Here is a 21,880-nt window from a genome sequence, read left to right as displayed (position 1 = left end):
CCTTATCCTTTCACGAAGTTAAAGCCCCATTCAACAATACTTGGACCAGCTGAAACTGCAATGATTGCTACTGCAATAGCCACCCAGTGTTTTTTGATAGCAGCTTTGACTTCACGTCCGCCAAAACCATAGACTAAACCTGTTACAACAACGGCAAGACCTAAAGTCACAATTCCAATTCCTTGCACTTTAGAAATACCTTGTTGCGCTAGTGCATCGGTTTTAGCGAAAGGATCGTCTGCATAGGCAGTATTGGTCATGATACCTGATAGAAAGAGTGATAGACTGAGTAAGTATCCCTTACCCTTTGTCTTCACTTTATCGATAAAATGTGTCAATTTGCTTTTCATAAAAGTCCTCCTTTAATTTATTGACATTCTTAATATAAGGGATAATTAAATTTCGTGCGTTAAGCGGACAAATCACAGGAAAAACTTTTTTTCAGCTGAAAAAGGAATCCAGTTCTCCTTCAATATCCAAATGAATTTGTCTCAAATCTTTCCTGTGTTGATTATCTGGTGCTTCACCATCAACCCATAAATGTACATTATAGGTTTGTTTACCTTTATCCAAGGTTAGACTCTTGGACGAAATAGGCGCTAAAACTTTTCGTTTAATTAAACGTTCCAAAGGACGTGCACCATTTTTCACGTCTGTACCCACATCAGAGAGATACTGAATCAAGCTAGGCTCATAAGATAGCGTCAAATTTTGTCGCTTCATTCGATCTGAAATTTTAGAAAGGTTCTTCTCTGCAATTTCTTCAATGACATTTCTCTCTAAAAGGTTGAAGATAATCTTATTTTCAATCCGATTAAGAAACTCTGGACGAAACTCATTTTGTAACTCACTGTCCATAGACTTTTCAAATTGCTGTCTATCACGATCAGTTAACTCTTTGAAGTTCCCCTTCAGCTCCCACTTATTGATAATCTTCTTAGCCCCAATGTTGGTTGTCATAATGACAATAACGTTCTTAAAGCTAATCAAACGTCCAGAACTATCTGTTAAGCGACCATCATCTAACACTTGCAAGAAGAGATCCATAACCTCACTATGAGCCTTTTCAACTTCATCTAGCAACAAGACAGAGTAAGGCTTCCGTTTAACTCCTTCAGTTAGCTGCCCTTTAGTTCTTGTCTCACGATTACCAATCAGCTTGGCCACATCTTCTTTTTTCTTGAACTCAGACATATCAAAGCGAATCATAGCATCTTCATCATCAAAAAGTGCTTCTGCGACGGCCTTGGATAATTCTGTTTTACCAACTCCAGTCGGCCCAAGAAAGAGAAATGAAGAGATAGGCTTGTTTTCATCTTGCAAACCTGCCTGAGCAATAGTTACCGCATCTACTATGGCCTCTATCGCATCTTCCTGACCTTTGACTCGATCCATCAGCTTTTCTTTGAAACCGTCTAAGCGATCCTGATCACCTTTCAGAATTGTTGTCACAGGAATTCCTGTTTTATCTTTTAAGACCTGGGCTATATCTTCATCAGTTACGGTTGCTTTTCCTTCAGCGGCAGCAATCGTAGAAGCTTCATCGATTAAGTCAAAAGCTTTATCTGGTAAAAAACGATCTGTAATATAGCGGACAGATAGACGGACCGCTTGACGAACAGCTTCTGAGGAAATTTGAATCCCATGAAACTTTTCATAAATCCCTTTTGCTTGATCAATAATAGTTATAGCTTGTGGAATCGTTGGCTCTTCAACCATAACAGGTTGCATCCGACGCTCTAAGGCTCTATCAGTTTCAATATAATCATGGAATTCATCTAAGGTAGTTGCTCCAATCAACTGAATATCCCCACGTGCCAAAACTGGTTTAATCACATTTCCTGCATCGAGGGCTTGTCCGTCCTGACTACCTGCACCAACTATGGTATGAAATTCATCTACAAAGAGAAGATTATGACCACGTGTGGCAACCATCTCCTCAATAATCTTCTTGAACTTAGCAATGAAGCCACCATCTTCTTCACTCATCAAGCTGGATAGTTCCAAGGAACGAACCGTTAAACCTTTTAAAGCTTCAGGAACTTGGTCACGCATAATAGCAAGTGTTAACCCCTCTACAATAGCTGTTTTACCAACTCCTGCTTCTCCTACCAGAATAGGATTATTTTTCGTTCGTCTGAGAAGAGAGATAATGACTGCTTGTACTTCCTTATCACGGCCGTACACTTGATAGTCGTCTGATTTTTTAGCAACCTTAGCTGACAAATTATCAGTGTACTTATCAAGATAAGGGGTCTTCAATTCATCATCCACTTCAATCACTCCTTCCTTTAGCAGCTGCAATCTGATCCGTTAGCTTTTCTTTAATCGCATCAACAAACTCACGTGGATTAATTTCTCCCTCTCCAATCTGAGAGAGGAATAGTTCCCAACCGCCAGTCGTTTCAGGACTCGCAAACTCATTATCATAAAGGTAATGAATTAAGAGATAGGCTTTGTTAGTTGGAAATAGTTGACCTGACTTCTTATTCTTAGTGATGTAACCTCGGTCTTGAATCGTTTTAAGCGTAGTGGCTCTTGTTGCCTGTGTTCCTAAACCATACTTAGGTAGGATTTCACTGATAAATTGAGCTTCAGTAATTCTCTTTGGTGGTTTTGTCACACCTTCAAGAACCAACACCTTTGTTTCTAATTGATCTCCTACACGATAATCTGGAAGTTCAACATTACCTTTTAATTTTTGCTTGCTGAAGGCGACCCACCCAAAATCAAGCATTTGCCTGCCTGCTGCCTTAAAAATCAAGCCTTTATTTTCCACTTCAACAGTTGTAGTATTATAACGACAATCAGCAGCGAACATCAAAAGCGTTCTGCGAACAACTGCTTCATAAATCAATCGTTCATCAGGTTTTAAAGTCACTAGGTTAGGGATATTTTCTGTTGGAATAAGGGCGTAGTGACTCGTTTTAGCCACTTTTGCAGGATCAACGTAATTTTCCCTTGGTTCTAAATGAACTGGCTCAAAACGGCAACTGATAGCATCTTGATAGCTCTTGAGGTAAGTCTTTAGATAATCAAATTCCTCTTCAGTAATAAATCGAGTATCTGTTCGAGGATAAGATAAGTATTTTTTTAAATAAAGACTTTCTACTATCCTTTCTGTTTTGAGAGGTTCAAAGCCCCACAACTTAGCAGCAAGCCCTTGAACATCCGAGAGATTAAATAAAGCGGGTGCTGCTTTTTGGTGTTCCGTCATTTCAACTGAAGAAACAATAGAGATCGGACTTAATTGTCGTGAAGTGGCCAGAACCACATCACTATCTGAATACTTCTCTTTATTAGAGAATGTTACTCCTGTTTCTTTATCTTCCAGCTGTAATTTCCAATACGTTTGGGGTCTAAAATTCTGGATAGCTAAATCATTTTCACAGATTAAACGGACTACTGGAGTTTGCACTCGACCAACAGATAAGCTATTGCCTTTGCCTCTGGGAAGTCGTCCTTTATTTTGCAGGTCTATAGTTGCTAGAGGTGATAGATTCATTCCTACTAACCAATCTGATTGTGCACGTGCTTCAGCTTCTAAATAGTAGTTATAGGTTTCCATCGGTTCTCTAAGTGCCTGAAAGGCTTTTTGAATAGAACGAGTGGTAACCGAGTTAACCCAAAGACGTTTGGTTACCTTGCTTTTTCCTTCGGGAATATGGGATAAAATCGAATAAGCAATCCGTTCCCCTTCTCTGTCGGAATCCGTACCAATAATCACTTGGTCAGCTGCTATCACTTCCTGATAAATCTGTTTAAAGGTGTCTTTAGAATCTTTGTCCTTCTTTAGTGTCTGTTTAAATGAAACATCAACTAAGGGTAACTTATCTAAATCCCAATTGTCCTTTGGTAAACCATACTCAAATAAGTGTCCTTCAGCAGCAATAACATGAACTTCATCTGAAAAGTACGGTGTGTGTTTGATTATATGAACTTTTCCTTTTTTACTAGCTGGTCCCAGACTCTCTGCGTAAGCAGCAGCTTGTGTTTCTTTTTCAGCTAGAATGACTGTTACCATATCACTCTTCTCCTTTACTGTTAGTTAATCTCAGTTTAAGAGATAATGGTAATTCTTGCGTTAAGGGGACAAACCATCCCCAGCTGATAACTAAAAAAGCTATGATACAATTTGTTATATAACTTTTTGTATCATTTTTTGTGTATAAAAAAGGTACTCTCAATTGAGAATACCTTTTGTCTTAACGACTTGGCCCTTTGATAGGGGCTTTAGGAAAATTTGGTCCCTGTCCTCGATTTTTTCCTAATTGATAAGGTTTCGTGTGATGCTCAATTTGCTTGTGCATCTTAGAAACTGTTTTATGGATGCGTTTCAAAGAGTCAGCTAATTGCTTATCATTTAATCCTTGTAAATTGTCGGTCCACTTAGCCATATAATCAATAGCCTTCTCAGTCGTATCTAAACCAAAATGCTTCGAGAGCAAATGACTAGTCATTTCAGCCTCAAGCTCTTTTTGGACTTTCGGCAGCTCTTTATACTGATCTGCAAGGTTAGGATTATGAAGCGTTGCGTGAGCTAGTTCATGAATAGTTGTTGCAATTTTTTCTCCAGGCGTGTTATCTGGATTAATTAAAATTAATTGTTCTCCTGGGAAAAAGGCACCTTTCGCATTTCCTAGAACATGAGCTTCATCTTTCATAATGGAAACACCAATACTTTCAGCATAATCACATAAGCCTTCGAGAACTTCTTTAGTCTTAACCTTATCTGTATTAAAGTTATAATGACGGTTTGGCATAGCTTTTGGATAACTTTCTGGTTTCAAAGTGGTTTGTGACAACTCAAAGACTTTATAAGTCGTAAATCTTGGTTGGCCAGTTTTAGGATCTCTCTCCTGAAATTGACGAACAGGGAGCTTGCCTTCTTTCACCAATTCTTTTTCTGGTGGAGTTGCATCTGAAAACTTTTTATATTTTGGATTCCCTTTACCATTTTTGACGTGATTTCCACTTTCATCTATGACAGGAATCATCCGAACCATCAACGGTCTAAATAATGTTATTTGAGACTTTTCCCCTGTCTTAACAGAAAGCCCCTGATGAACAACTTCTTTTGTTTCACCAGTTCTCTTGTTCACATACGTTGCTTTAGTCTGAATAACGTCCTCTGGTTTAATAGCAAGTGCTTCCCCCATCGATTTCCACTGATCATAGGTTGCTACTGCATTTGCACCTTTCCATTGGTCTTGAATCAATGCGACGTTGCGAGGAGATAACTGAGGAAACTTACTCATAAATTCCACATATTCCATCAAGTCTTCAGGAGATTGTGTATACTCACGAATTTTCTGAAATGCTCTTTCACTAACATCATAAGCGGAAGCTGTCTTATAATCAAACGGTTCCGCTGAAGAGATATTTTCCTGAGTTCGCTGACTAGGTTCTTGTCCTCTAATGTTAGTCAAAAAAGCATCTATCTCTTCCTGCTGATACAGCCCTTCAGGGATGTTTCCAGCTCCAATTTGTGAAGCAAGTTGCTCCAGTTCTTTTTTAACTTGAAAATCATTTCCCCAGTCACTACCGTAAGCTAAATAACCAAGTTTCTGTTCTCCCTGAATAAGTGCCAACGTCCAAGGTGCTTGAATATCCGATAATTGATCAATTTTTACTGGACTATGAACAGTTAGTTCTAATTGATAATCACGGCCAAAATCTTCTTGGTTAGTATAAAGCATCTGACCATCAGGTTGAGGTGCTCCGATTAAATCACCTTCTACTGATAAATTCTCTTGAACTTGAGGAATGGAAGATACCAGAATCTTAGTAGCATCCTCAGCCATAATTTCTTCCACTCGTTGAGCTAATCCAGTTCTTATGCTCTGTTTAGGAGACTGAAAATCTTCTCTTGAATCACGTTCTTGTGGTGTTCCTTGTGAAGCTACTGTCTGCTCATTAGCTTTAGTTGCAATATCTTGATTTACTTCTTGATTTTCCAGCTGAGAAAGCACTTCTTCATCAATAGCTGCTAAATTTGGATAATCCTCTAAACGACGATAACCTAGCCCCAGAAGACGTGATACAGGCTGCGTTTCATCGCCAATAGCATAACGGACACCGTCTTTAACCAGGGCACCACCTGGAGCGTAAATATCAAATGTGATTGGCTGCATCTGAGAGGCGTCCTGATTAGCCTTGTAAAGCTCTGTGACAAAGTCTTGATAAGAAACCAATTGAGTCGGTTCAAACGGTAACTGAGGCCTGTTTGGCCCCTCATCAGAGCCTCGAAGACGAACATGGTAGGTATCGTTATAAATCTGATCCTGTTGCCAGTCTTGATAGAAAGTCGAGGTCTTATCTAGCAATCCAAGCTCATCAGCTTTGGCTATAATAGTTTTAAAGTCCCCCGAAGATGCTTCAGACAGTTGGTTATACTGCTCCCAGCTCGATTGAAATTCTTCAGGAACTGCAACGCCTAACTCAGCAGGATTACCAATATTATAGGCGGTATCCAAAACTTTCGTAAAGGTTACAGCATCGATAAGCGCTTCAGCTGGAGATGGTGCTAGGTCATGACTTGGTCCATCTGAAGAAACCTGCTCACCTTTCAGAATAGAAAGCATTTCTTCCCCATTATCCGTGATATACGTCTCATTAATGGACAACTGAGTAAATTCGCCATCTCTTTCTTGATAAACGCCCAAAATAACGTTTTGATGTTGGGATTGTTCCGTCTGAATTTTGAGTTGTTTTGTCAATTCCATCAAAGAGGCTGGATAGATATTCTCCTCGTTTGATGAAAAGGCCAGTAACACATCTTTGTCATCAGACTTAATAGCTTTTTCAAGAGATAGGGATTGCAGTTTTGGAATATCTTCCACCTGGTCAAAATAGAAAGCGTCTGTTTCCATGATAGCTTTTAAATCAGGTAAGACCTTAATTTTTTGAAAGGCCGCTTCGTTGTCTGCAATCATCAGATTATCATAAGAACCACGGCCTTCCGCAAAATCATGAAGGGTTTTAACCGCTGTCTGTCCCCTTTTCAGTGGGAAGAGACCTGTCAAGTGCATGAAATGATACTGTTCAAAATCAATATTGATGTTATATTGCTTGTTTCCCTGCTGGTAAAAATAATGCAGGGTTGTATCTGACAAGTTATCAAGATACCATTGAGCTGCACTTTGAATATTAGGGGCATGATGGTTAAGTTTGTTTAATTCATGCGGTTTTATCGGGTGATAATTGTCCTTATAGATTGACCTTTTAGGGTCTTCTATGGTAAAATATAGTAAAGAATGAGAATCGGTTTGACTTGGTGACAAGTCTTTCAAAGGTTGCGACGGTGTCGCTTCAGGTAATGGTGCTGCCTCCTGAGCTTGCTCAGAAAGATCCCTTATATTTGTCTCATTCTTTTTGTGTTGTTCAGAACTAACAACTGCCTCTTGATGATTGTCAAGGGGCTTTTCTGTTTCCTCAGCTGAAGAAACCACCTGTAAACCTGTACGGCCTGTTTCAGCATAGTTTCTCAAAGAGAAATTAGGATTTTGTAAATACTGTTTGAGTTCATTACCATCAGCTCCAGTATCAAACATTCGATTAATAATCTTATCAATCTGAATTTGAGTCAGGGTTTCACCATTAATAACTGCAAACGTTTCTTTAGGATCTATTGCCCATCCATATCCTAATTCATCAGCAAGACTTCCCAAATCACTATTATTGAACAAATCATTAAAATCAATCGTTCCAAACTGCTGATGACCTGTATATAAATGAACCAAAATGCCTGAATCCTGATTGACAGTTTCTGGTAAAGCTGGTTTAGGATAAACAGCATCCTTCTGTTGAGCAATTTCCAAATAATCTGAAGAGAGAATATTATCTAATCTCTCTGAGATGGTTTCATTTTCTGCTCCAATATCATATCTAAGATTTTTAACTAAGGTACGGCCATTCTCATCTTGAAGATCCAACCAGGTACCACCTGCAACTGAATTTGTTATCATTGGGAAAACAGGTAATTCTTCTCCTGCCGAAATTGTTGCCTTTAAGCGCTTATTATTTTCGGTGTAGAGATCTCTCACAAATACATCGTAATCAATCACTTCTCCTGAAGAGTATTTATTTGATATGAAATTATCGTCAGAAGAGCGAAAAACAACTTGTAATTCTGGAACCGTTGTATGAGCTGTAGTTGAAGTCACATCAGTAAGATTTTCAAATAGGACTCCTTGTTCTTCACTCCTTGTTTGATAAGATTCCCTATCATCACCCAAAATTCTATGTTGTTTTAAAGCATCGTTCCAATCAGTCTTATCTTGCCCTGGTTGTAAATCTGGTAAATCCTCATTAATAGTAGCTCCCTTTTCTCTCAGAGAGTCAATAAAATTATGACCACCAGTATCATTATCTACTGCAAGAGTAATCCAATCTGCATGTTTTCCATCTGTAAAGAAATTATTATTAATCGCTGTCTGTAATCCTTCAGCTAATTGATCATGACTCCATCGCAGAGGGCGACCAGAGAGTTCTGATTGCAGTTGCGCTAAATGCCTACCCACAACCGCTTCTTTTACCCCATCCATTGATACTAGACGTACGTCTTGAAGACTATCTTTATGTAGTTCATAATAGGACATTAAGTCAATGGCGCTCTCTGCAAATATTAAGCGATTAGGTTGGCCAATATCCACGTGCAAACCAATAATACCATCTGAATTTCGGACAATATTCTTAGCATATCCACGTTCTGGCCACTTCTCCCAGTTCTCTTCAATCCCTTGCAAAGTTGCCCCTACGATCTCACCTGAGAAATCAAATGACTTAAAAACAACAACAGGTTCAATACTACCATTGACTTTAGCATTAGCTTGAGCTAAAACTCCCTTATCAAGAAAGAAATCAATTGTTTCATCTGATAGACTACGTTGTTCTTTTAGATAGGTTCTAGCTGCTTCAAACGGCTGCTCATAAGGCTCAAGATAGTAGGAAAACGGTTCTTGTACCCTCTCAACAACTGTATATTCTTTAAAACTGCCATCATTTAAGTAATCAATTGCCTGATTGAAGTTCACTTCTTTCATCGTTTCAACAAGTGAGATAACATCCCCGCCTTGGTGTCGTGAAAACCAGTTCCACATATTTTTATCAGGCGAAATAACCATAGAATCATGTTCTTTCCAGCGGTAATCTCGTCCTGAACGCACCAATTCCATGTTCAGTTCACTAGCAACATCTAAAATATCACGGGACCGAGCATATTCTACTCTCTCTCGACGGCTTTTTCCACGTGAAGATGGCTGTTGTGTGTGTTCTTCTGCCATAAAAACTCCTTTCCTTTACTAGAAACACTCATATTTTGGTTGATACGGTGTCATTTCAGAAACAACAAATATTTCTCTTGGTAATTGAATGAGATCACCTACTGAAAAATGCTCAAATTCTTCTGGATTATTTTTATAGTCCAATTCCAACTCCAAATCACCATTCTTACCTTGTCCAGCAAAAAGAATTAGTTTTTGAGTATCATCAATAGACTTGACTAGCCAGTCAGCATCGAAGTCAAATTCCTCTTCAGAAACGCTTGGAAATTGTAGCATGCTCACCACCTCCTTCCTGTACCAACAGTTACTTCTAGTCTAAGAGATAATGGAAAATTTTGTGTTAAGGGGACAAATCACAGGAGATTTTTAAGCTTAAAAAAGCCATTGATAATCCATCAATGGCTGATTAACGCTGAGCTTGTCTGCGTTCTTCTTGCTCTTCACGTTCATCACTTCTAGCACGTTCCATAAGTGCTTTTTTATTTGCCTGTTGAGAACGATTCAGCGATGATGACAATTGACGCATGAAGTCCGTATCCAACTTTATAGGCCCTTGAGACTGTTGTAGTTGTGTTTTTTTGGTAACTTTACGCTCTTGTAATTGCCTAAAAACCGTTTGAGCAATCTGACTTTGACTATCATCTGTGGGTTGCAGTTTCTCATACAACCGTTTTAATTCAGAAAATCCTTTGGCATTAGCCACTCTCATCTCCTTTATCGCTGATTCATCCGATAGTTGACTTATCTGCTGGTTTCTGTTGTTGATCTGGTATTTCAACTGAAAAATAGAAATATGAGTCTGAAGTTCCTCTATATAATCTCGTTTTGTCGTTGGCTTTCCTTTTAGAAGCGTTAAAATATTGTCATCTTGAATCTGATCAACCAATCCCATCTCAGCCCTAAGTTGTCTAATAGGAAGCTGTATGGCTCCAGGAGTAGCCTTTGAAACAGGAAATGAAACACTATCTTCAAACTGGCTCTTCAATCGCTCTTTCAAGACTTTCTCATCTTCTGAAAGTTTAAAATTAGGAGTCAATTGTAGTTCAATTGCTCTCAATTCTTGCGTTAAAGATTGCTTTTTAAAATCCACAAATGGCTGATCGGATGCTAAAGGTTGTATCTGCTCTAAAAGCTTTTGACGCACCTGTAATTCTTTTTGACTCGCCTCTAGCATACTGAGTTTTAGCGCATAGCGGAAACTCCCTAACTCACGACGTTCTCTTTCAGAAAGTGTTGGTTTTGACTTAGCAGCATCTACTAACTCTTTCAACTCACTTGATGATAGCAAGGATAAATCTTTTAGAGTCAAGGTTTTCAGCTGAATATTTTCTGTTAGCTGATTAACATCATAAACATAATCTGACACAAATTCTGGCTTACCAATCCCCTTACCAGTTTTATCATAGGCTTCATAGACCGGCTTTATAATTTCAAGAGGCTGTTCCCCTGCTTTCACGGAATAGCCTAATTTTTGCCAAGCTTTCAAGCTTTTAACAACACTCGCTTCAGGATACTGTTCTAGAATTTTCTGCTGGTTCAAGATAGAAAAATGATCCAAATTTTTTTCCAGCTGAACGTCCTGTATTTGTGGAGCTGCCTCTTTAAACGATCGTAAGATATTATTGGCCAATCGCTCTCGTAAATCCATCACACGGCGTGCCATATGATGTTCTAAATCATATCCTTTTGACTCTGCAAGCGTTCTGATAGTTTGTCCATCAACTTTACGTAGTTTTTCATAGACTTGATTTTTTTCAGCTGAATAGACACCCTCATAGGTCTTAAGAAACTCTCTAGTTTCTTTCAAAAATTCTTGATAGGCAACACTACCTTCATTTTTTAGATAGGAGTCTAAATAGCGATCCAGAAAGAACTTACTAACCGCAAAATCTCTGGCATTTGACCCATAGCGCCATTTTTTATTAAGGGGTAAGTGATTGTAAGCTTGTTCCAAAAAATTTTTTTCAGCTGAAGAAGTAATCTTTTCTTCCTGGTAAACAGATGTCATCAGATCTGCTTTGAGATTAGCTAGAATCTGTTCTTTTCTGAGAAGGTTTGATCGTGTTTCCTCTTTAAGCAAACCGTGAAAAACACCGCTTTTGAAACGGTTAATTGTTTTTTGAGAGAAATTTCCCTTATACTCCATCCGCCCACGTGGCCGATAGAATATTTTATCACGGTTAGATTCCACTTCAGACAGACCAAAATGAATATGAACATTGTCCGTATTGAGATGGATATTTCCCCACCAAAAAGCAGAATCCGAAAGGCCTTCTTTCTGAATCAGGGTTGGCATCATATCACGCATGGCAGCCTTGATTGCTTTTTGATCAACTTGGCCAGTTGCAACATCATACAATCCCTGTTCAGCTAGAAAAGCATTATCAAAAGAAATGACACCCTGCCAAAGAAGCGAACCATTTTGATAAGCTGATTCCAACTTATTTTTTAGGTCGTTTAATCGACGTTTCTGGAGATAGTCTGCTTCCTGAGTAAAGACAGCTGTTATTTCTTCTGATTGGTTTTCTGTTGCATATGATCGGTTCATATAATCAATGTATTCCTTGAAATTCAACTGAGTTTCAGGGACAGCTTCCTGAATACGAGTCATCTCGTCTTCAGTCAATCCTTCAATCATTTGCCTGTTCGTTTCCAAGGACAATTCTTCGTCAATTTTGACAGCTTCATCACGATTTGTATAATCCACATATTGACTATTAGCCTCTGTGTATTGAAGCATAAATGTAATATTAGGACTTGACGATACATTCATCACTTATGCTCCTCTCTTAATCAAAATAGCCCATCTTTTCTTAATTGAACATAATCTTTCAGGAGTGGTTGGAGCTCTTCAGGCTCAACCTTAAAGTCTTTAAACCATGGCCCAGATTGAGAAACATGCAACTCTTTTTTATCTTCAATAAATTGCATAGGAATTAACAAAACATTTGGTCGATTCAGTTCTAAACCACTTTCACGTTCAAGAAAAGCTACGATAAAATCTTGGCTGCCATTTGTTCTAAATTGCCAATGTTGAGAGTTCCCATTTTTCTTTTTATGTAAGGAACTATACTTAACATCAATTGTCAAGCCATCAAACCAAAAATCATAAACAGGATTATTTTTCTTGAAGTACTTATTAGCATCTGTTGCTTCTGGAACATACTTTTGAAAGAGTTCTTCTGCCATTCCTCCCAGCTTAGCCGTTCGAGATCCGTACTGAATTTTATCTTGAATTTTCAAACAGCCACTCTTTATTAATTTCAAGTGAGCAACATGAGTCGGTAATCCAGATTGCTTTACTGCCTCATGAAAGTCTCCTGTTTCTAAATATATGTCAACTATATCAGCCATTTTAATTATCCTTAATGTGAGTTCTTAATTGTTTGGCCACGTGCCACATCTTCTTTAATGAGGTCATCAATTCTAGCTATCAATTCATGTTGAGCTGGATCAAAGCGAGAATGAACAGACTCTAAATCTTGAATATCAAAATCAGCGCCTTTTGTGATGGCATGGAAATTAGTCAATTCTAAATAAAGTAGCTGATCCAATTGACGACGGATCGATTTTAAAGCACGCCCTTCATCTGAGTTGGTCAAATTTTTTTCCAGCCGAGACAACCTCTCTGAAAAATTTTGTTTATCTTCAGTTTCCAAAAAAAGTTTATAGAAAACATCAATCAACTTAACAACAGTCGCTGACTGTTTCTGACCTGGACGTTCTAAACTTTCCCCCACATCTGCTAATAAATAGGCTTTGATTTCAGAAAACTTTTGTAGTGTTTCTTCGTTAAAATAGATATTAATTCTAGTTGCCATTATTTCTCCTTTACTACGATTTTTTTGAAGTTCCTGTTAAATAATTAATCTCATACTCTGGTTGAACGTTAAAAATATAAACATCAAAAGATACAGTATCATCTTCTATACTTTGTGCTTCCAAACGAATACCACGAGCAACTAATTCTACGTTTTTAAAAATAGGCGTTACTCGATAGCGGACATGATGTTCTGTCTCTCTTATATAATTTGCGACTAAATTTTCATAGTAAACCATTGACGATTTTTCATTTTCAAAATTGGCATTAAGCGCACGTGTCCCTGTAAAAAGATTTTTCACGTTTGCATTCTCACCACTTAGTTGAAACCCAATTAGATGAGAACGATTATATAAATAATCTTGCTTTCCGTTGAAGTTGATTTTTTTATTTTTCCAGCCAGTTGGTTCCACAGATGAAATATCTTCACGTTCACTTGTTGGCATTAAGTCTTTACCCAACATTGCTTCAGCAACTCCAACACGATTCAAAAAATCAAGGTTACTATATTTTTCCCATGAACCATTTTTTAAACTTAATTCATCGGTTGTAAATTGTGCTTTATCATTAACCACTATGACTTGATGTTGGCCATCAAACGTTTTTGATTTTAGCTCTTCATTTTGTGTCTGGTGAGCATTACTCAAGTCACCATTTTTTTCTTCAGGTGAATCTGATATATTCAATTGAGTAGCTATATCATTTTGAGTAAATGCACTTTTTAATGATTGAAAATTTTGTGGTTGCACTAAAAAAATAGCGATAAACAAAACACTGACTAGCAGGAATTTATTCTTCTTCATTAGCGCCCTCCTGCTCTTCTTTCAGCAGCTAGCGCACCAACGTCATCCATAAATTGTAACCAATCCGTTGTTAACTCTTCCACAATATCTTGTTTTGCATGATAGGCCAATAATTTGATTTCATTTTTAAGCAGCTGATCTAATATTTGAGCTTGTTGTTCTTTAATATCTGCCAACGTCTCGGCAAATTTATTATTATATAAATCAAGACCATCATTTTCGACAACACGATATAACTGTGACATCAAAAAATCAGCAAGATTAGGATACTGAAATTTTTCAGACATCATCTTTAATTGCACAAATAATTCATCAGGAACTTTGCGTAATCTAATTTCCTTAGTCATCCCTTTCTACCTCACCTTCGTATTCCAACCATCTTGAAATGTGGTCAGCATACCGACCCATTTTCGTTTCAAAGTCTGATAAAATTTCTGTCTGTTTTTGCGTTAAACGTAAAACATGATCCGACGTTAATTTCATATTTTCTAAATGAGCAAGATAGTTCGCTTCAGCAAAATTAAATTGATCCTTTTCAATCTTTTCGCGTAAAACATGAACTAAAAAATCATTAAATGATTTTGATTTTGTTCTCTTTGATTGAGCCTTTAAATAATCAATTTCTTTTTCAGTTAAGCCACGTATTTTTAACTCTGTTCTTTTCATTACCATACAAAAATGATCATCTCCTTTCAAAAAACAGCGCCCTTCTTTTTTCTTTTGACGAGGCAAAAGCTAAAAGAAGCAAAAAAGAAAACCTCAGCCTCGCAACGTCACGAAAATAAATTTTCTACTTTTGCGGTTTTTCAAGACCTAGCCCACTTAATGTGTTCTAGTCCATGAAAAGAGCATAAGGGAAACTGTCCCATCGTATCGCTGGGAGTTGATAGTATCAACGTTTCCCGTGTCCCCAATTCTCTCGGCTACGCCTACTAAAAACACACATACTAGACACACCTTAACACACTAAGCGCTCTGGCATCTACGTTGTCCCCACACCTTAACACACTTTAGCAGTGCACAAATACACACTCCGTTAAATAACTTGATGAGCTACTTCTTCGGCTGAAAAAGGAAGATTACTGTTCCTCATTTTTACGTTCTTTTTTAGCTGCCTCACGTTGTGCTTTTTCTTCTTCTCGAATGAGAGTCAGCTCAGTTTTGAGATCATCTAAAATCTTTTCATAGGTCTGAGTTTTATCTTTTTTGAGTTGAATCTGAACGTAGATTTTACCAATTTGTTTTTGAATATTTTCTTCTGCTAGCTTCCGTTCATTTTCCAAAGAAGCAACTTTTTTCTTTGCTTCTTCAAGTTCTAAATCAATTTTTTTAATATCTTTTTTTGCCATTTAAAAGCCTCCTTTATTTAATGATTTTAGTGTAAGGGATAATGAAATTTCTTGCATTAAGGGGACAAATTACATCAAAATAAAACTCCCCAATCCATGAGATTAGGGAGTAATATTATTAGTGTTTTATAGTAAAGACCTGGTGAAACGTTTCGTAAATGCATTTCTCCTACTGAGTTTTAATTGAATCAACCTATGGCTAAAATCTTCCTCAATTCCAAAAGGATAAACTCTAAAAACAGGATAATAGATGGTATCAACATCTTCAAAAATTCGTTCTACTTCTTTAGTAATAAGATCCGTTTTGTAATGGATAGCTGTTATTACTTTTCTATTTAAAAAGCTCAATTCAACAACATCTTGATACGGTTGTTTGATCATATTTTGATTAATTTGTCGCATTCGTTTATTTGCATCTGCTTCTTCTGCATCAGTGAAAAAATTAATTTCTGGTGGCAAATCATCTGTTATATTCCGAATACCTAAATACTTTTTATCAATAATATTTTTCAAGACATAGTACCTAAATAATCTTGGTAGAAGAAGTTTTACTACACTTACAAAAACAGCACTTATAATCCAGAACTTGCATAAGTTATTTACCATCTGTTCAGATATTGTATGATCGAAAGCATAGTCAGCTTCTGCTAGAAAGACAAGCATAAATATAAATTCTTTTAACGATAATTTTATACGTCTAAAATCTTGTAACCACATACCATAACAAAAATTGAAGATAGCCTTAGCCACTAGAAAATATTCTATAAGACCAATAATAACGACTCGATAATTTTGTGGAAGATAATACGTCAGCAATCCTAAAAAGCCAGCTGAGAAAAGATAAAATTGACTTTTGGCTACAAATCCAATGAGCCAATTTAAGCCACAAATAAGAGATAATTTGATTCCGTTTTTGTTTAGCGATTTCCATTTTGAAGTGAATTTTTTCATGCTACTTTTCCTTTCTTTTTGATGAGAATTTAACAATTAGTAGGCTAAATGCGTATATCCATAATGACACCATTGCAACAAATAGTAATATTAGAGCATCTACCATTAGAAAAAGCTTTACTATTGGGATACTTGAAAAAATAGATAAAAAATAGCTAACCAAAAATTGATATGATAACGGTAAAAAGAATAGGAAGACAAAATAAAGTCCTGTTAATTGCATAAACTTCTTTACACTCTTAGGCTTTAAAATGCCAGATAACATTTGAGAAAAATTCCCCTTCTTAATAAAGTACATATAATAAATACAACTGATCATGTTAACTCCTTTATTTCATTTCTACTGTTTCAATCGGATTAGAAAATTCAAAGGTTCCATCTTTAATAGCGACCTCTTTTTTCTCTAGGCTGTCAATCTTAGCTTGGACCTTTTCAATATTTTGATTAGCCGTTTCAATAGACCTATTCTTAGTTTCGATGTTACTTTCAATGGTAGCAATATCTTTTTGATTGGTTTCTAAATCATCACCAGATAGATATTCTGCTTCTTTCAGAAGCCCCTCTTTACGAGAATTATCATCCTCAATTGAAGCTTTAAGTTGTTTAATAGACTTATTCAATTTTTTGATCTGACCCTCTTGGAAAGTTTTTTCCATTTTGATTTCTGACAAAGCAAATTCCTCACGAGAAACACTCTTTATCTTTTGTCTTTTCAGCTTACTATTTTGAGTTGTAACATAGAACTGAACAACATTGTCGTTGTTATTTTCTTCTGCTTTAGAAGTCTGCTCCTGGTCATCTGAAGAGCTAGAAATATCAATATCAATATTGCTAGTAGAAACTGTTTTATTTGTAATATCAATCGCAAATGCTCCAAAATCTTCAGGGACATTACGAATGATTACTGAGATTTTATTGTCTACGATTGGAACAATTTCCATTGTTGTATCAGAAGATTTTTTCTGAGCATATAGATTCCATTTGAGACGTTTTGTATCAATTCCACGATCAACTGGAGAGGTAGAATCTTTCGTCTCAAATTGTAGAACGATGATACCAGTTGAAGCTGAATAAGTTTGATTAGTAAGTTTAATTTCACCTGTTCCATTTTCAAATGTTTGCTTTGTTTTTAGTTGTTCATCAGTATACGTTTGCCTCTGTGGAGAGTAAAAAGCACCAAGCAATAAACTGATCCAAGCTGTAAAAATAACGGAGAAAATAACCAACTTTCGCTTAATAACATTTTCTTGAAACCATCTCTTAATCGCTATAAACGGCTTCACGACTGGATTAGATTTTATATCTTTAGCCCAATGTTTTATTCTATCTATCATAAGTATCACTACCTTTCTTTTTCACTTCTTCATAGGCTTTTTCTAGTTTATCTTCATCAACGTTAGCCTCAATAAATTCCTGAGTCTTACGCCCTTTTTCACTAATGATAATGGCGATTGCTATTACCATAATTACAATGATTCCTGCAATAATTGGATGTACTCTGGTGTATCTACTAAGAACTCTCCAAGTTGACCATTCTTTCATTTGAGTAGGATTTAAAGGTTTTATAAATCCCAAGGTAAAAAGTCTGAGATAGACTTGAAGAACATAAGATTTAACAATCTTTACAATCCCTAAATAGATGAGTCCCATAAAAGAGTAGCTTACTGAAGCTAACACTAGGAGTGCCCCAAGTGTTAGCTGTCTTTCAGCTCGCTGATAATCCTTATTTGTTCTAAGTAGTACACTCCTTTTCAATAGTGGATTCATTGTTTTTGGTTGGCTTTTAAAACTATCAATCTCTAACCGTTTACCTACCTGATGAGAGGTTCGACGCTTGTTCTTTTGTTCCCATGTTCTATTCTTTCTCCTTGTTCTCGTCATCTGTTTTACTCCTTCCTGACAATAGCCACCTCACCTGACTGTTTGGCCAAAATATTTTGACCAACATCATAACTGCAAGGCCTAAGTAGCGTGTTCGTTTTTTGTTACCAAAGTTATCGTAAATTTCAACTTCAAAAAGAGGAAATACCCAAGCCGAAACAAGAACAATAAGGAAAAGATAATGCCCAGCTGCCTTAAGAATTATAATCATTCAATGCCTCCTTAATGGCTTTCTTATCAGCCCGAATCTTACCTGCTTTATCCTTAGTAGCATAGAGAAAAAGCTCGAATTTACCGTCTCTTATTGTGACTAGAGTCGCTGCTTTATCAACGTGGTATTTTTCAATCAATATCTGGCCATCTTCTGATTCAACATCGATGTAAAAAGTCGGATAAGAACTCTTCTCAGCTGAATTAATAACTGCTTCCTTCCCTGCCTTACAATAAGGACAGCCATTACGATAAAAGACCAGATTAACATTTTGATTGACCGCAGCATCCACATAGACTTGTTCTGTGAGATGTTTATTATAATCTTTGACGACATAAGTACTCCAGGTAGTCTGTATCCCAATAACTGTAAAAAGAATCACAGCAACAGCAACTAACGTTCCCAGAAACAGTTTAGGAAGCTCAAACCTATCAGTCATTACCCTTCACCTCCTAAAAATTCAAATAAATCACCTTGAACATAACTAACCTTGGCCAAACGTTTCATCTCAGACTTTAATTTCTCAAAAGTGGTCATGACCAAATTAAAGCGTAAGGGGTCAAAGGTTTCATAGACACTAACCAACGGCAGCATAGGAAGATGGTCCTTCTTTTCACTCTGAAGAAACTCAAGAACCTGTTTCTCAGCTTCAATTACCCCATCTACTCTAATCAGTGCTGGTAGGCTTGTAATAGCTTCTAAATTCTGATAGAACGTTAGGGCAATATCACCTGCCTTCAGTGTTTCAAATTCAGGAAATGTATCAGTGATTTTAAAGTAATGAGCAGAAGGTTCTTGTCCTACTCCTGTTAAATAATAACCACGTACGATCTTAAAATTCTCCGTCATGTTCGTCCTCCTCATCATCAATAAAGACACATTCAATTATTTTCCTTTTAGTGGACATCAAAGCTGCTTCTTGCAGCCACTCCCGTTTAGTCTTTTTCACTTTCCAAAGAGGAATACCAAATAGACATAGTCTCCCAACATAAAGGGGCTCTTTCTTTTGTTTCATCACTACTTCCTCACTAACTTTATAAAATCATAGACATTAAAACTGATACAATTAAAATCAGCAATAGAGGAACTCCAAAAATCAATAATGCAGCAATAGCTGATAATATCTCAAGACCTTCATCTATCTCATCGCTTAATGACTTATTATCTTGTGAAAGCTCCATCTTTTTAATTCTTTCAATTTCTCTAGCTTCACTACGAGTCAAATTGTCTTCACTCATTATTTCACCCTTAACAAACCTTATGAATCTTGAATGGTGCCTGATAGAAATTTGGATAGTTAATCACCCTCTTAGTCTTCTGAACAGGTAAAGGAATATGATAATTAACTTGCATATACTGACAAGCTAATCCTCTACTCTTAAACACCAATAATTGTCCTTGACTATCATAAAGATAATCTCCATCTTCAAAGCTAAAAATTACGTATCCCATATAGTACCTCACTTTCTAAGCTGTTCCATAAGTGCTTGATAATCACTCTCTAACTCTCTATCATATCCATCTCTATAACGAATTTGATGGTTAGCATATAGCATCCCTATAATTAGTAAAGAGGAACACCCCAACATAATAACTCCTATAATAATTAAGATCATTCCCATTTCAATACTCCCTTATCTATATTTCTTTCTAGTCGAGTAGCTGCTAGTTTTATCCAGTTACTTTTCTAGCCCTACGTATCCTAGATATAAATGTAATGGCAACTTGCGGGTTTTATTTATTATCCAATGTCAGCCTCGAATAAAGATAACTGTTTAGCTTGTTTAAGTCCATTTTTAACCCCTTCTATTACCTGCTTAATGAATCCTAAGCTCTCTTCAAAGAAAGCAGCTATATTGGCAAAATAAGCCTCTTGACGCTCCTTTTTCACCTGAATAAGAGAAAGAACAATCGCTTTAACTGAAGCTAGTCGAATTCCTCCACCTCGTCCAGATTTAACCACAAAGAAGATCTTACGATCAGCTTTTAGAGACTTTAAGACTTTATCCAGTGATCGTTCAGGAATGTTCAATTCTTCTCTGATAGCCTTCTTAGTTGTTTGGATGAATGGATCTTCTGACTGAAAGTAACCTTCCAAGTAAGCCATGATATCCGCTTTCCACTCGTGAAGATGACTGTTTTTGCGATCAGCACGCTTCTTTTTGAATTTGTACCAGCGTTGCTTGATAAATAAATCTGAATCCTTCAGGCTCGCATTAACCCAGGACTTGCATAGTAATTTGATATAATCTCGACTGGCTGCTTCATATTTTCCTGAATAAGCTGAACGAATAATTTTTAGGAACTCGTCCTGAGATAGCGGTTCGGCCAAGTGTTCATTGAAATCAGCTAAAACAGCCTCACAATCGCTCTGAGAGACACCACTTGAAAAGTTAGCCAGCGCCAATGTGAAGAGTACGTTGTTTCTTCCCATCAATGCTTTAGCACCTCTGATATTGGCTTCTCTCAGCAGCAAACCATACCAGGGTTCATCTACCTGTTTAACACCTTCAGAACCCGAAATAACCGTTAGATTTGGTTTCTTAATTGGGAATGGTAGGTCAGACTGTTTCATAGACCAATCTAACCACTCCTGGAATGAGTACGTGTAATCTTCATGGTAAAACTCGATATTATCTGTACGTGGCATACGAGCAATTCCGAAATGGTTACACGTCATATCAACTGGCAATGTCTGCCCAAAATAGTTACGCAAATTTTGAGAGATTGCCTTGGCCACTTTTACGACTTTAAATTGAGAATGTGCCGTAACATAAGCTGGTTCTGTTAGTACAAAGTAAGCTTGAAAACCTTTATCTGACTTCAAAATCAAAGTCGGCATGAAGCCTAAATCAATGGCAGCCGTTAAAATATCTCCAGAAGTCATCTCTTCAGCTGAAGAGGTAATATCAAAATCAATATAGAAGGTGTTAATCTGCCTTAGATTATCTTCAGAGTGGCCACGTGTCACTCGACGTTTTTCATCGCTATAAGCACCGAAACGATACACGTTTGGTGTCCAGTGAGTGAAATGATCTTGATTTTCTTCAATAGCTTCCATCGATGTCAATACAAGCCCACGTGCTTTTACCATGTTAGCTTTCGTACGAAAACCAAAGATTGCACCACGCTTTCCTTCTTCGACGAAAGGGACTGGTTTTAAATGACTATTTTTAAATTTTGCTTTTCTTAATCCATCTTTGAGGATCAAACTATAAATATTAGTTTTCATCTCTTTCCTTACTATCAACGATTTTATAAGCTAATTTTCCTTTAAATTCAGTAATTTCTAAACCTAGCATGATTGCTATTTCCTTATATTTACCAAACTCATCAACAAGAATATTTCCATCAGAAATAGGAAGCTTTTTAGATAGTTCTTTGACTGGATTAAAAACTGTATATTCACCTGTTGGATCCATAATCGCAACAGAATCCACATTCGGATTTTCTAACAGCTTTTTAATTCTTAGTTCTGAAGAACCTTTTCTACTAGTTATTATTTCTATTTCTGCTATGGGATTAAACACTTCCCCCTTCTTCATAGCCTCAAGATTTATTGGGATATTTTCACTCATAAT

General features: G+C 36.9%; 23 protein-coding genes. All 23 read right to left on the bottom strand.

The window, feature by feature from the left end; genetic code table 11:
- Nucleotides 1–2: 2 nt before the first annotated feature.
- Nucleotides 3–350 (bottom strand): TrbC/VirB2 family protein, encoded by a 348-nt coding sequence (locus ACVRZ8_RS03440; protein WP_000837589.1) that lies wholly within the window; start codon nucleotides 348–350, stop codon nucleotides 3–5.
- A 91-nt stretch (nucleotides 351–441) separates the two neighbouring features.
- Nucleotides 442–2,274 carry an AAA family ATPase gene (locus ACVRZ8_RS03435; RefSeq protein ID WP_000340813.1) on the bottom strand — a complete coding sequence of 611 codons (1,833 nt, stop codon included), beginning with the start codon at nucleotides 2,272–2,274 and terminating at the stop codon, nucleotides 442–444.
- A 1-nt stretch (nucleotide 2,275) separates the two neighbouring features.
- A complete protein-coding gene (locus tag ACVRZ8_RS03430) occupies nucleotides 2,276–4,024 on the bottom strand; it encodes a type IA DNA topoisomerase (protein WP_216898235.1) in 1,749 nt (582 codons plus the stop codon).
- Between the two features lie 181 nt (nucleotides 4,025–4,205).
- Nucleotides 4,206–9,284 carry a PBECR4 domain-containing protein gene (locus tag ACVRZ8_RS03425; protein WP_447447925.1) on the bottom strand — a complete coding sequence of 1,693 codons (5,079 nt, stop codon included), beginning with the start codon at nucleotides 9,282–9,284 and terminating at the stop codon, nucleotides 4,206–4,208.
- 18 nt (nucleotides 9,285–9,302) lie between these two features.
- Entirely contained in the window at nucleotides 9,303–9,560 is a 258-nt protein-coding gene (locus ACVRZ8_RS03420) for a hypothetical protein (protein ID WP_000938922.1), read from the bottom strand.
- A 130-nt stretch (nucleotides 9,561–9,690) separates the two neighbouring features.
- Nucleotides 9,691–12,057, bottom strand: a complete 2,367-nt coding sequence (gene mobP2, locus ACVRZ8_RS03415; RefSeq protein ID WP_447447942.1) for a MobP2 family relaxase — start codon at nucleotides 12,055–12,057, stop codon at nucleotides 9,691–9,693.
- Nucleotides 12,058–12,077: 20 nt separating this feature from the next.
- Nucleotides 12,078–12,638 (bottom strand): hypothetical protein, encoded by a 561-nt coding sequence (locus ACVRZ8_RS03410; protein WP_000763777.1) that lies wholly within the window; start codon nucleotides 12,636–12,638, stop codon nucleotides 12,078–12,080.
- A gap of 11 nt (nucleotides 12,639–12,649) precedes the next feature.
- The gene (locus tag ACVRZ8_RS03405) at nucleotides 12,650–13,105 is read right to left on the bottom strand and encodes a hypothetical protein (protein WP_447447924.1); all 456 of its coding nucleotides are present in this window, start codon (nucleotides 13,103–13,105) and stop codon (nucleotides 12,650–12,652) included.
- A gap of 13 nt (nucleotides 13,106–13,118) precedes the next feature.
- Nucleotides 13,119–13,907, bottom strand: a complete 789-nt coding sequence (locus ACVRZ8_RS03400; protein ID WP_447447923.1) for a DNA/RNA non-specific endonuclease — start codon at nucleotides 13,905–13,907, stop codon at nucleotides 13,119–13,121.
- Nucleotides 13,907–14,254, bottom strand: a complete 348-nt coding sequence (locus tag ACVRZ8_RS03395; protein WP_447447922.1) for a hypothetical protein — start codon at nucleotides 14,252–14,254, stop codon at nucleotides 13,907–13,909. The genes ACVRZ8_RS03400 and ACVRZ8_RS03395 overlap by 1 nt, the downstream gene beginning before the upstream one ends.
- Nucleotides 14,247–14,579, bottom strand: a complete 333-nt coding sequence (locus tag ACVRZ8_RS03390; RefSeq protein ID WP_000245180.1) for a hypothetical protein — start codon at nucleotides 14,577–14,579, stop codon at nucleotides 14,247–14,249. The genes ACVRZ8_RS03395 and ACVRZ8_RS03390 overlap by 8 nt, the downstream gene beginning before the upstream one ends.
- A gap of 407 nt (nucleotides 14,580–14,986) precedes the next feature.
- On the bottom strand, nucleotides 14,987–15,256 hold the full coding sequence (locus tag ACVRZ8_RS03385; RefSeq protein WP_447447921.1) for a hypothetical protein: 270 nt from the start codon (nucleotides 15,254–15,256) through the stop codon (nucleotides 14,987–14,989).
- Nucleotides 15,257–15,382: 126 nt separating this feature from the next.
- On the bottom strand, nucleotides 15,383–16,207 hold the full coding sequence (locus ACVRZ8_RS03380; RefSeq protein ID WP_380617281.1) for a hypothetical protein: 825 nt from the start codon (nucleotides 16,205–16,207) through the stop codon (nucleotides 15,383–15,385).
- 329 nt (nucleotides 16,208–16,536) lie between these two features.
- Nucleotides 16,537–17,541, bottom strand: a complete 1,005-nt coding sequence (locus tag ACVRZ8_RS03375; RefSeq protein WP_447447920.1) for a coiled-coil domain-containing protein — start codon at nucleotides 17,539–17,541, stop codon at nucleotides 16,537–16,539.
- Complete coding sequence (locus ACVRZ8_RS03370; RefSeq protein WP_447447919.1) at nucleotides 17,531–18,088, bottom strand: hypothetical protein; 558 nt, start codon at nucleotides 18,086–18,088, stop codon at nucleotides 17,531–17,533. The genes ACVRZ8_RS03375 and ACVRZ8_RS03370 overlap by 11 nt, the downstream gene beginning before the upstream one ends.
- The gene (locus ACVRZ8_RS03365) at nucleotides 18,063–18,299 is read right to left on the bottom strand and encodes a hypothetical protein (protein WP_380617278.1); all 237 of its coding nucleotides are present in this window, start codon (nucleotides 18,297–18,299) and stop codon (nucleotides 18,063–18,065) included. The genes ACVRZ8_RS03370 and ACVRZ8_RS03365 overlap by 26 nt, the downstream gene beginning before the upstream one ends.
- Complete coding sequence (locus ACVRZ8_RS03360; protein WP_395097338.1) at nucleotides 18,283–18,738, bottom strand: thioredoxin domain-containing protein; 456 nt, start codon at nucleotides 18,736–18,738, stop codon at nucleotides 18,283–18,285. Before ACVRZ8_RS03360 ends, ACVRZ8_RS03365 begins: the two co-directional genes overlap by 17 nt.
- Nucleotides 18,738–19,148 (bottom strand): hypothetical protein, encoded by a 411-nt coding sequence (locus tag ACVRZ8_RS03355; RefSeq protein ID WP_069986520.1) that lies wholly within the window; start codon nucleotides 19,146–19,148, stop codon nucleotides 18,738–18,740. The genes ACVRZ8_RS03360 and ACVRZ8_RS03355 overlap by 1 nt, the downstream gene beginning before the upstream one ends.
- Nucleotides 19,132–19,314: a hypothetical protein gene (locus ACVRZ8_RS03350; protein WP_026217203.1), complete on the bottom strand. Its 183-nt coding sequence runs from the start codon at nucleotides 19,312–19,314 to the stop codon at nucleotides 19,132–19,134. The genes ACVRZ8_RS03355 and ACVRZ8_RS03350 overlap by 17 nt, the downstream gene beginning before the upstream one ends.
- 19 nt (nucleotides 19,315–19,333) lie before the next feature.
- Entirely contained in the window at nucleotides 19,334–19,537 is a 204-nt protein-coding gene (locus ACVRZ8_RS03345; protein ID WP_069986519.1) for a transcriptional regulator, read from the bottom strand.
- A gap of 10 nt (nucleotides 19,538–19,547) precedes the next feature.
- A complete protein-coding gene (locus ACVRZ8_RS03340) occupies nucleotides 19,548–19,751 on the bottom strand; it encodes a hypothetical protein (protein ID WP_069986518.1) in 204 nt (67 codons plus the stop codon).
- Between the two features lie 289 nt (nucleotides 19,752–20,040).
- The gene (locus tag ACVRZ8_RS03335) at nucleotides 20,041–21,531 is read right to left on the bottom strand and encodes a primase C-terminal domain-containing protein (RefSeq protein WP_447447918.1); all 1,491 of its coding nucleotides are present in this window, start codon (nucleotides 21,529–21,531) and stop codon (nucleotides 20,041–20,043) included.
- Complete coding sequence (locus ACVRZ8_RS03330) at nucleotides 21,521–21,877, bottom strand: hypothetical protein (RefSeq protein ID WP_447447917.1); 357 nt, start codon at nucleotides 21,875–21,877, stop codon at nucleotides 21,521–21,523. The genes ACVRZ8_RS03335 and ACVRZ8_RS03330 overlap by 11 nt, the downstream gene beginning before the upstream one ends.
- Nucleotides 21,878–21,880: the final 3 nt, after the last annotated feature.

This window comes from Streptococcus dentiloxodontae (assembly GCF_053206925.1).
The sequence above is the reverse complement of the archived record's forward strand: the minus strand, read 5'-3'. Positions and strand labels throughout refer to the sequence as shown.

What these genes read in the sequence shown, in the direction of transcription:
- ACVRZ8_RS03350 (WP_026217203.1), bottom strand. Translation starts at nt 19,314, where the DNA reads ATGAAACAAAAGAAAGAGCCCCTTTATGTTGGGAGACTATGTCTATTT.
- ACVRZ8_RS03355 (WP_069986520.1), bottom strand. Translation starts at nt 19,148, where the DNA reads ATGACGGAGAATTTTAAGATCGTACGTGGTTATTATTTAACAGGAGTA.
- ACVRZ8_RS03340 (WP_069986518.1), bottom strand. Translation starts at nt 19,751, where the DNA reads ATGGGATACGTAATTTTTAGCTTTGAAGATGGAGATTATCTTTATGAT.
- ACVRZ8_RS03380 (WP_380617281.1), bottom strand. Translation starts at nt 16,207, where the DNA reads ATGAAAAAATTCACTTCAAAATGGAAATCGCTAAACAAAAACGGAATC.
- ACVRZ8_RS03405 (WP_447447924.1), bottom strand. Translation starts at nt 13,105, where the DNA reads ATGGCAACTAGAATTAATATCTATTTTAACGAAGAAACACTACAAAAG.
- ACVRZ8_RS03330 (WP_447447917.1), bottom strand. Translation starts at nt 21,877, where the DNA reads ATGAGTGAAAATATCCCAATAAATCTTGAGGCTATGAAGAAGGGGGAA.
- ACVRZ8_RS03395 (WP_447447922.1), bottom strand. Translation starts at nt 14,254, where the DNA reads ATGACTAAGGAAATTAGATTACGCAAAGTTCCTGATGAATTATTTGTG.
- ACVRZ8_RS03375 (WP_447447920.1), bottom strand. Translation starts at nt 17,541, where the DNA reads ATGATAGATAGAATAAAACATTGGGCTAAAGATATAAAATCTAATCCA.
- ACVRZ8_RS03360 (WP_395097338.1), bottom strand. Translation starts at nt 18,738, where the DNA reads ATGACTGATAGGTTTGAGCTTCCTAAACTGTTTCTGGGAACGTTAGTT.
- ACVRZ8_RS03390 (WP_000245180.1), bottom strand. Translation starts at nt 14,579, where the DNA reads ATGGTAATGAAAAGAACAGAGTTAAAAATACGTGGCTTAACTGAAAAA.
- ACVRZ8_RS03365 (WP_380617278.1), bottom strand. Translation starts at nt 18,299, where the DNA reads ATGATTATAATTCTTAAGGCAGCTGGGCATTATCTTTTCCTTATTGTT.
- ACVRZ8_RS03400 (WP_447447923.1), bottom strand. Translation starts at nt 13,907, where the DNA reads ATGAAGAAGAATAAATTCCTGCTAGTCAGTGTTTTGTTTATCGCTATT.
- ACVRZ8_RS03370 (WP_447447919.1), bottom strand. Translation starts at nt 18,088, where the DNA reads ATGACGAGAACAAGGAGAAAGAATAGAACATGGGAACAAAAGAACAAG.
- ACVRZ8_RS03345 (WP_069986519.1), bottom strand. Translation starts at nt 19,537, where the DNA reads ATGAGTGAAGACAATTTGACTCGTAGTGAAGCTAGAGAAATTGAAAGA.
- ACVRZ8_RS03410 (WP_000763777.1), bottom strand. Translation starts at nt 12,638, where the DNA reads ATGGCTGATATAGTTGACATATATTTAGAAACAGGAGACTTTCATGAG.
- ACVRZ8_RS03425 (WP_447447925.1), bottom strand. Translation starts at nt 9,284, where the DNA reads ATGGCAGAAGAACACACACAACAGCCATCTTCACGTGGAAAAAGCCGT.
- ACVRZ8_RS03430 (WP_216898235.1), bottom strand. Translation starts at nt 4,024, where the DNA reads ATGGTAACAGTCATTCTAGCTGAAAAAGAAACACAAGCTGCTGCTTAC.
- ACVRZ8_RS03420 (WP_000938922.1), bottom strand. Translation starts at nt 9,560, where the DNA reads ATGCTACAATTTCCAAGCGTTTCTGAAGAGGAATTTGACTTCGATGCT.
- ACVRZ8_RS03385 (WP_447447921.1), bottom strand. Translation starts at nt 15,256, where the DNA reads ATGGCAAAAAAAGATATTAAAAAAATTGATTTAGAACTTGAAGAAGCA.
- mobP2 (WP_447447942.1), bottom strand. Translation starts at nt 12,057, where the DNA reads ATGAATGTATCGTCAAGTCCTAATATTACATTTATGCTTCAATACACA.
- ACVRZ8_RS03440 (WP_000837589.1), bottom strand. Translation starts at nt 350, where the DNA reads ATGAAAAGCAAATTGACACATTTTATCGATAAAGTGAAGACAAAGGGT.
- ACVRZ8_RS03335 (WP_447447918.1), bottom strand. Translation starts at nt 21,531, where the DNA reads ATGAAAACTAATATTTATAGTTTGATCCTCAAAGATGGATTAAGAAAA.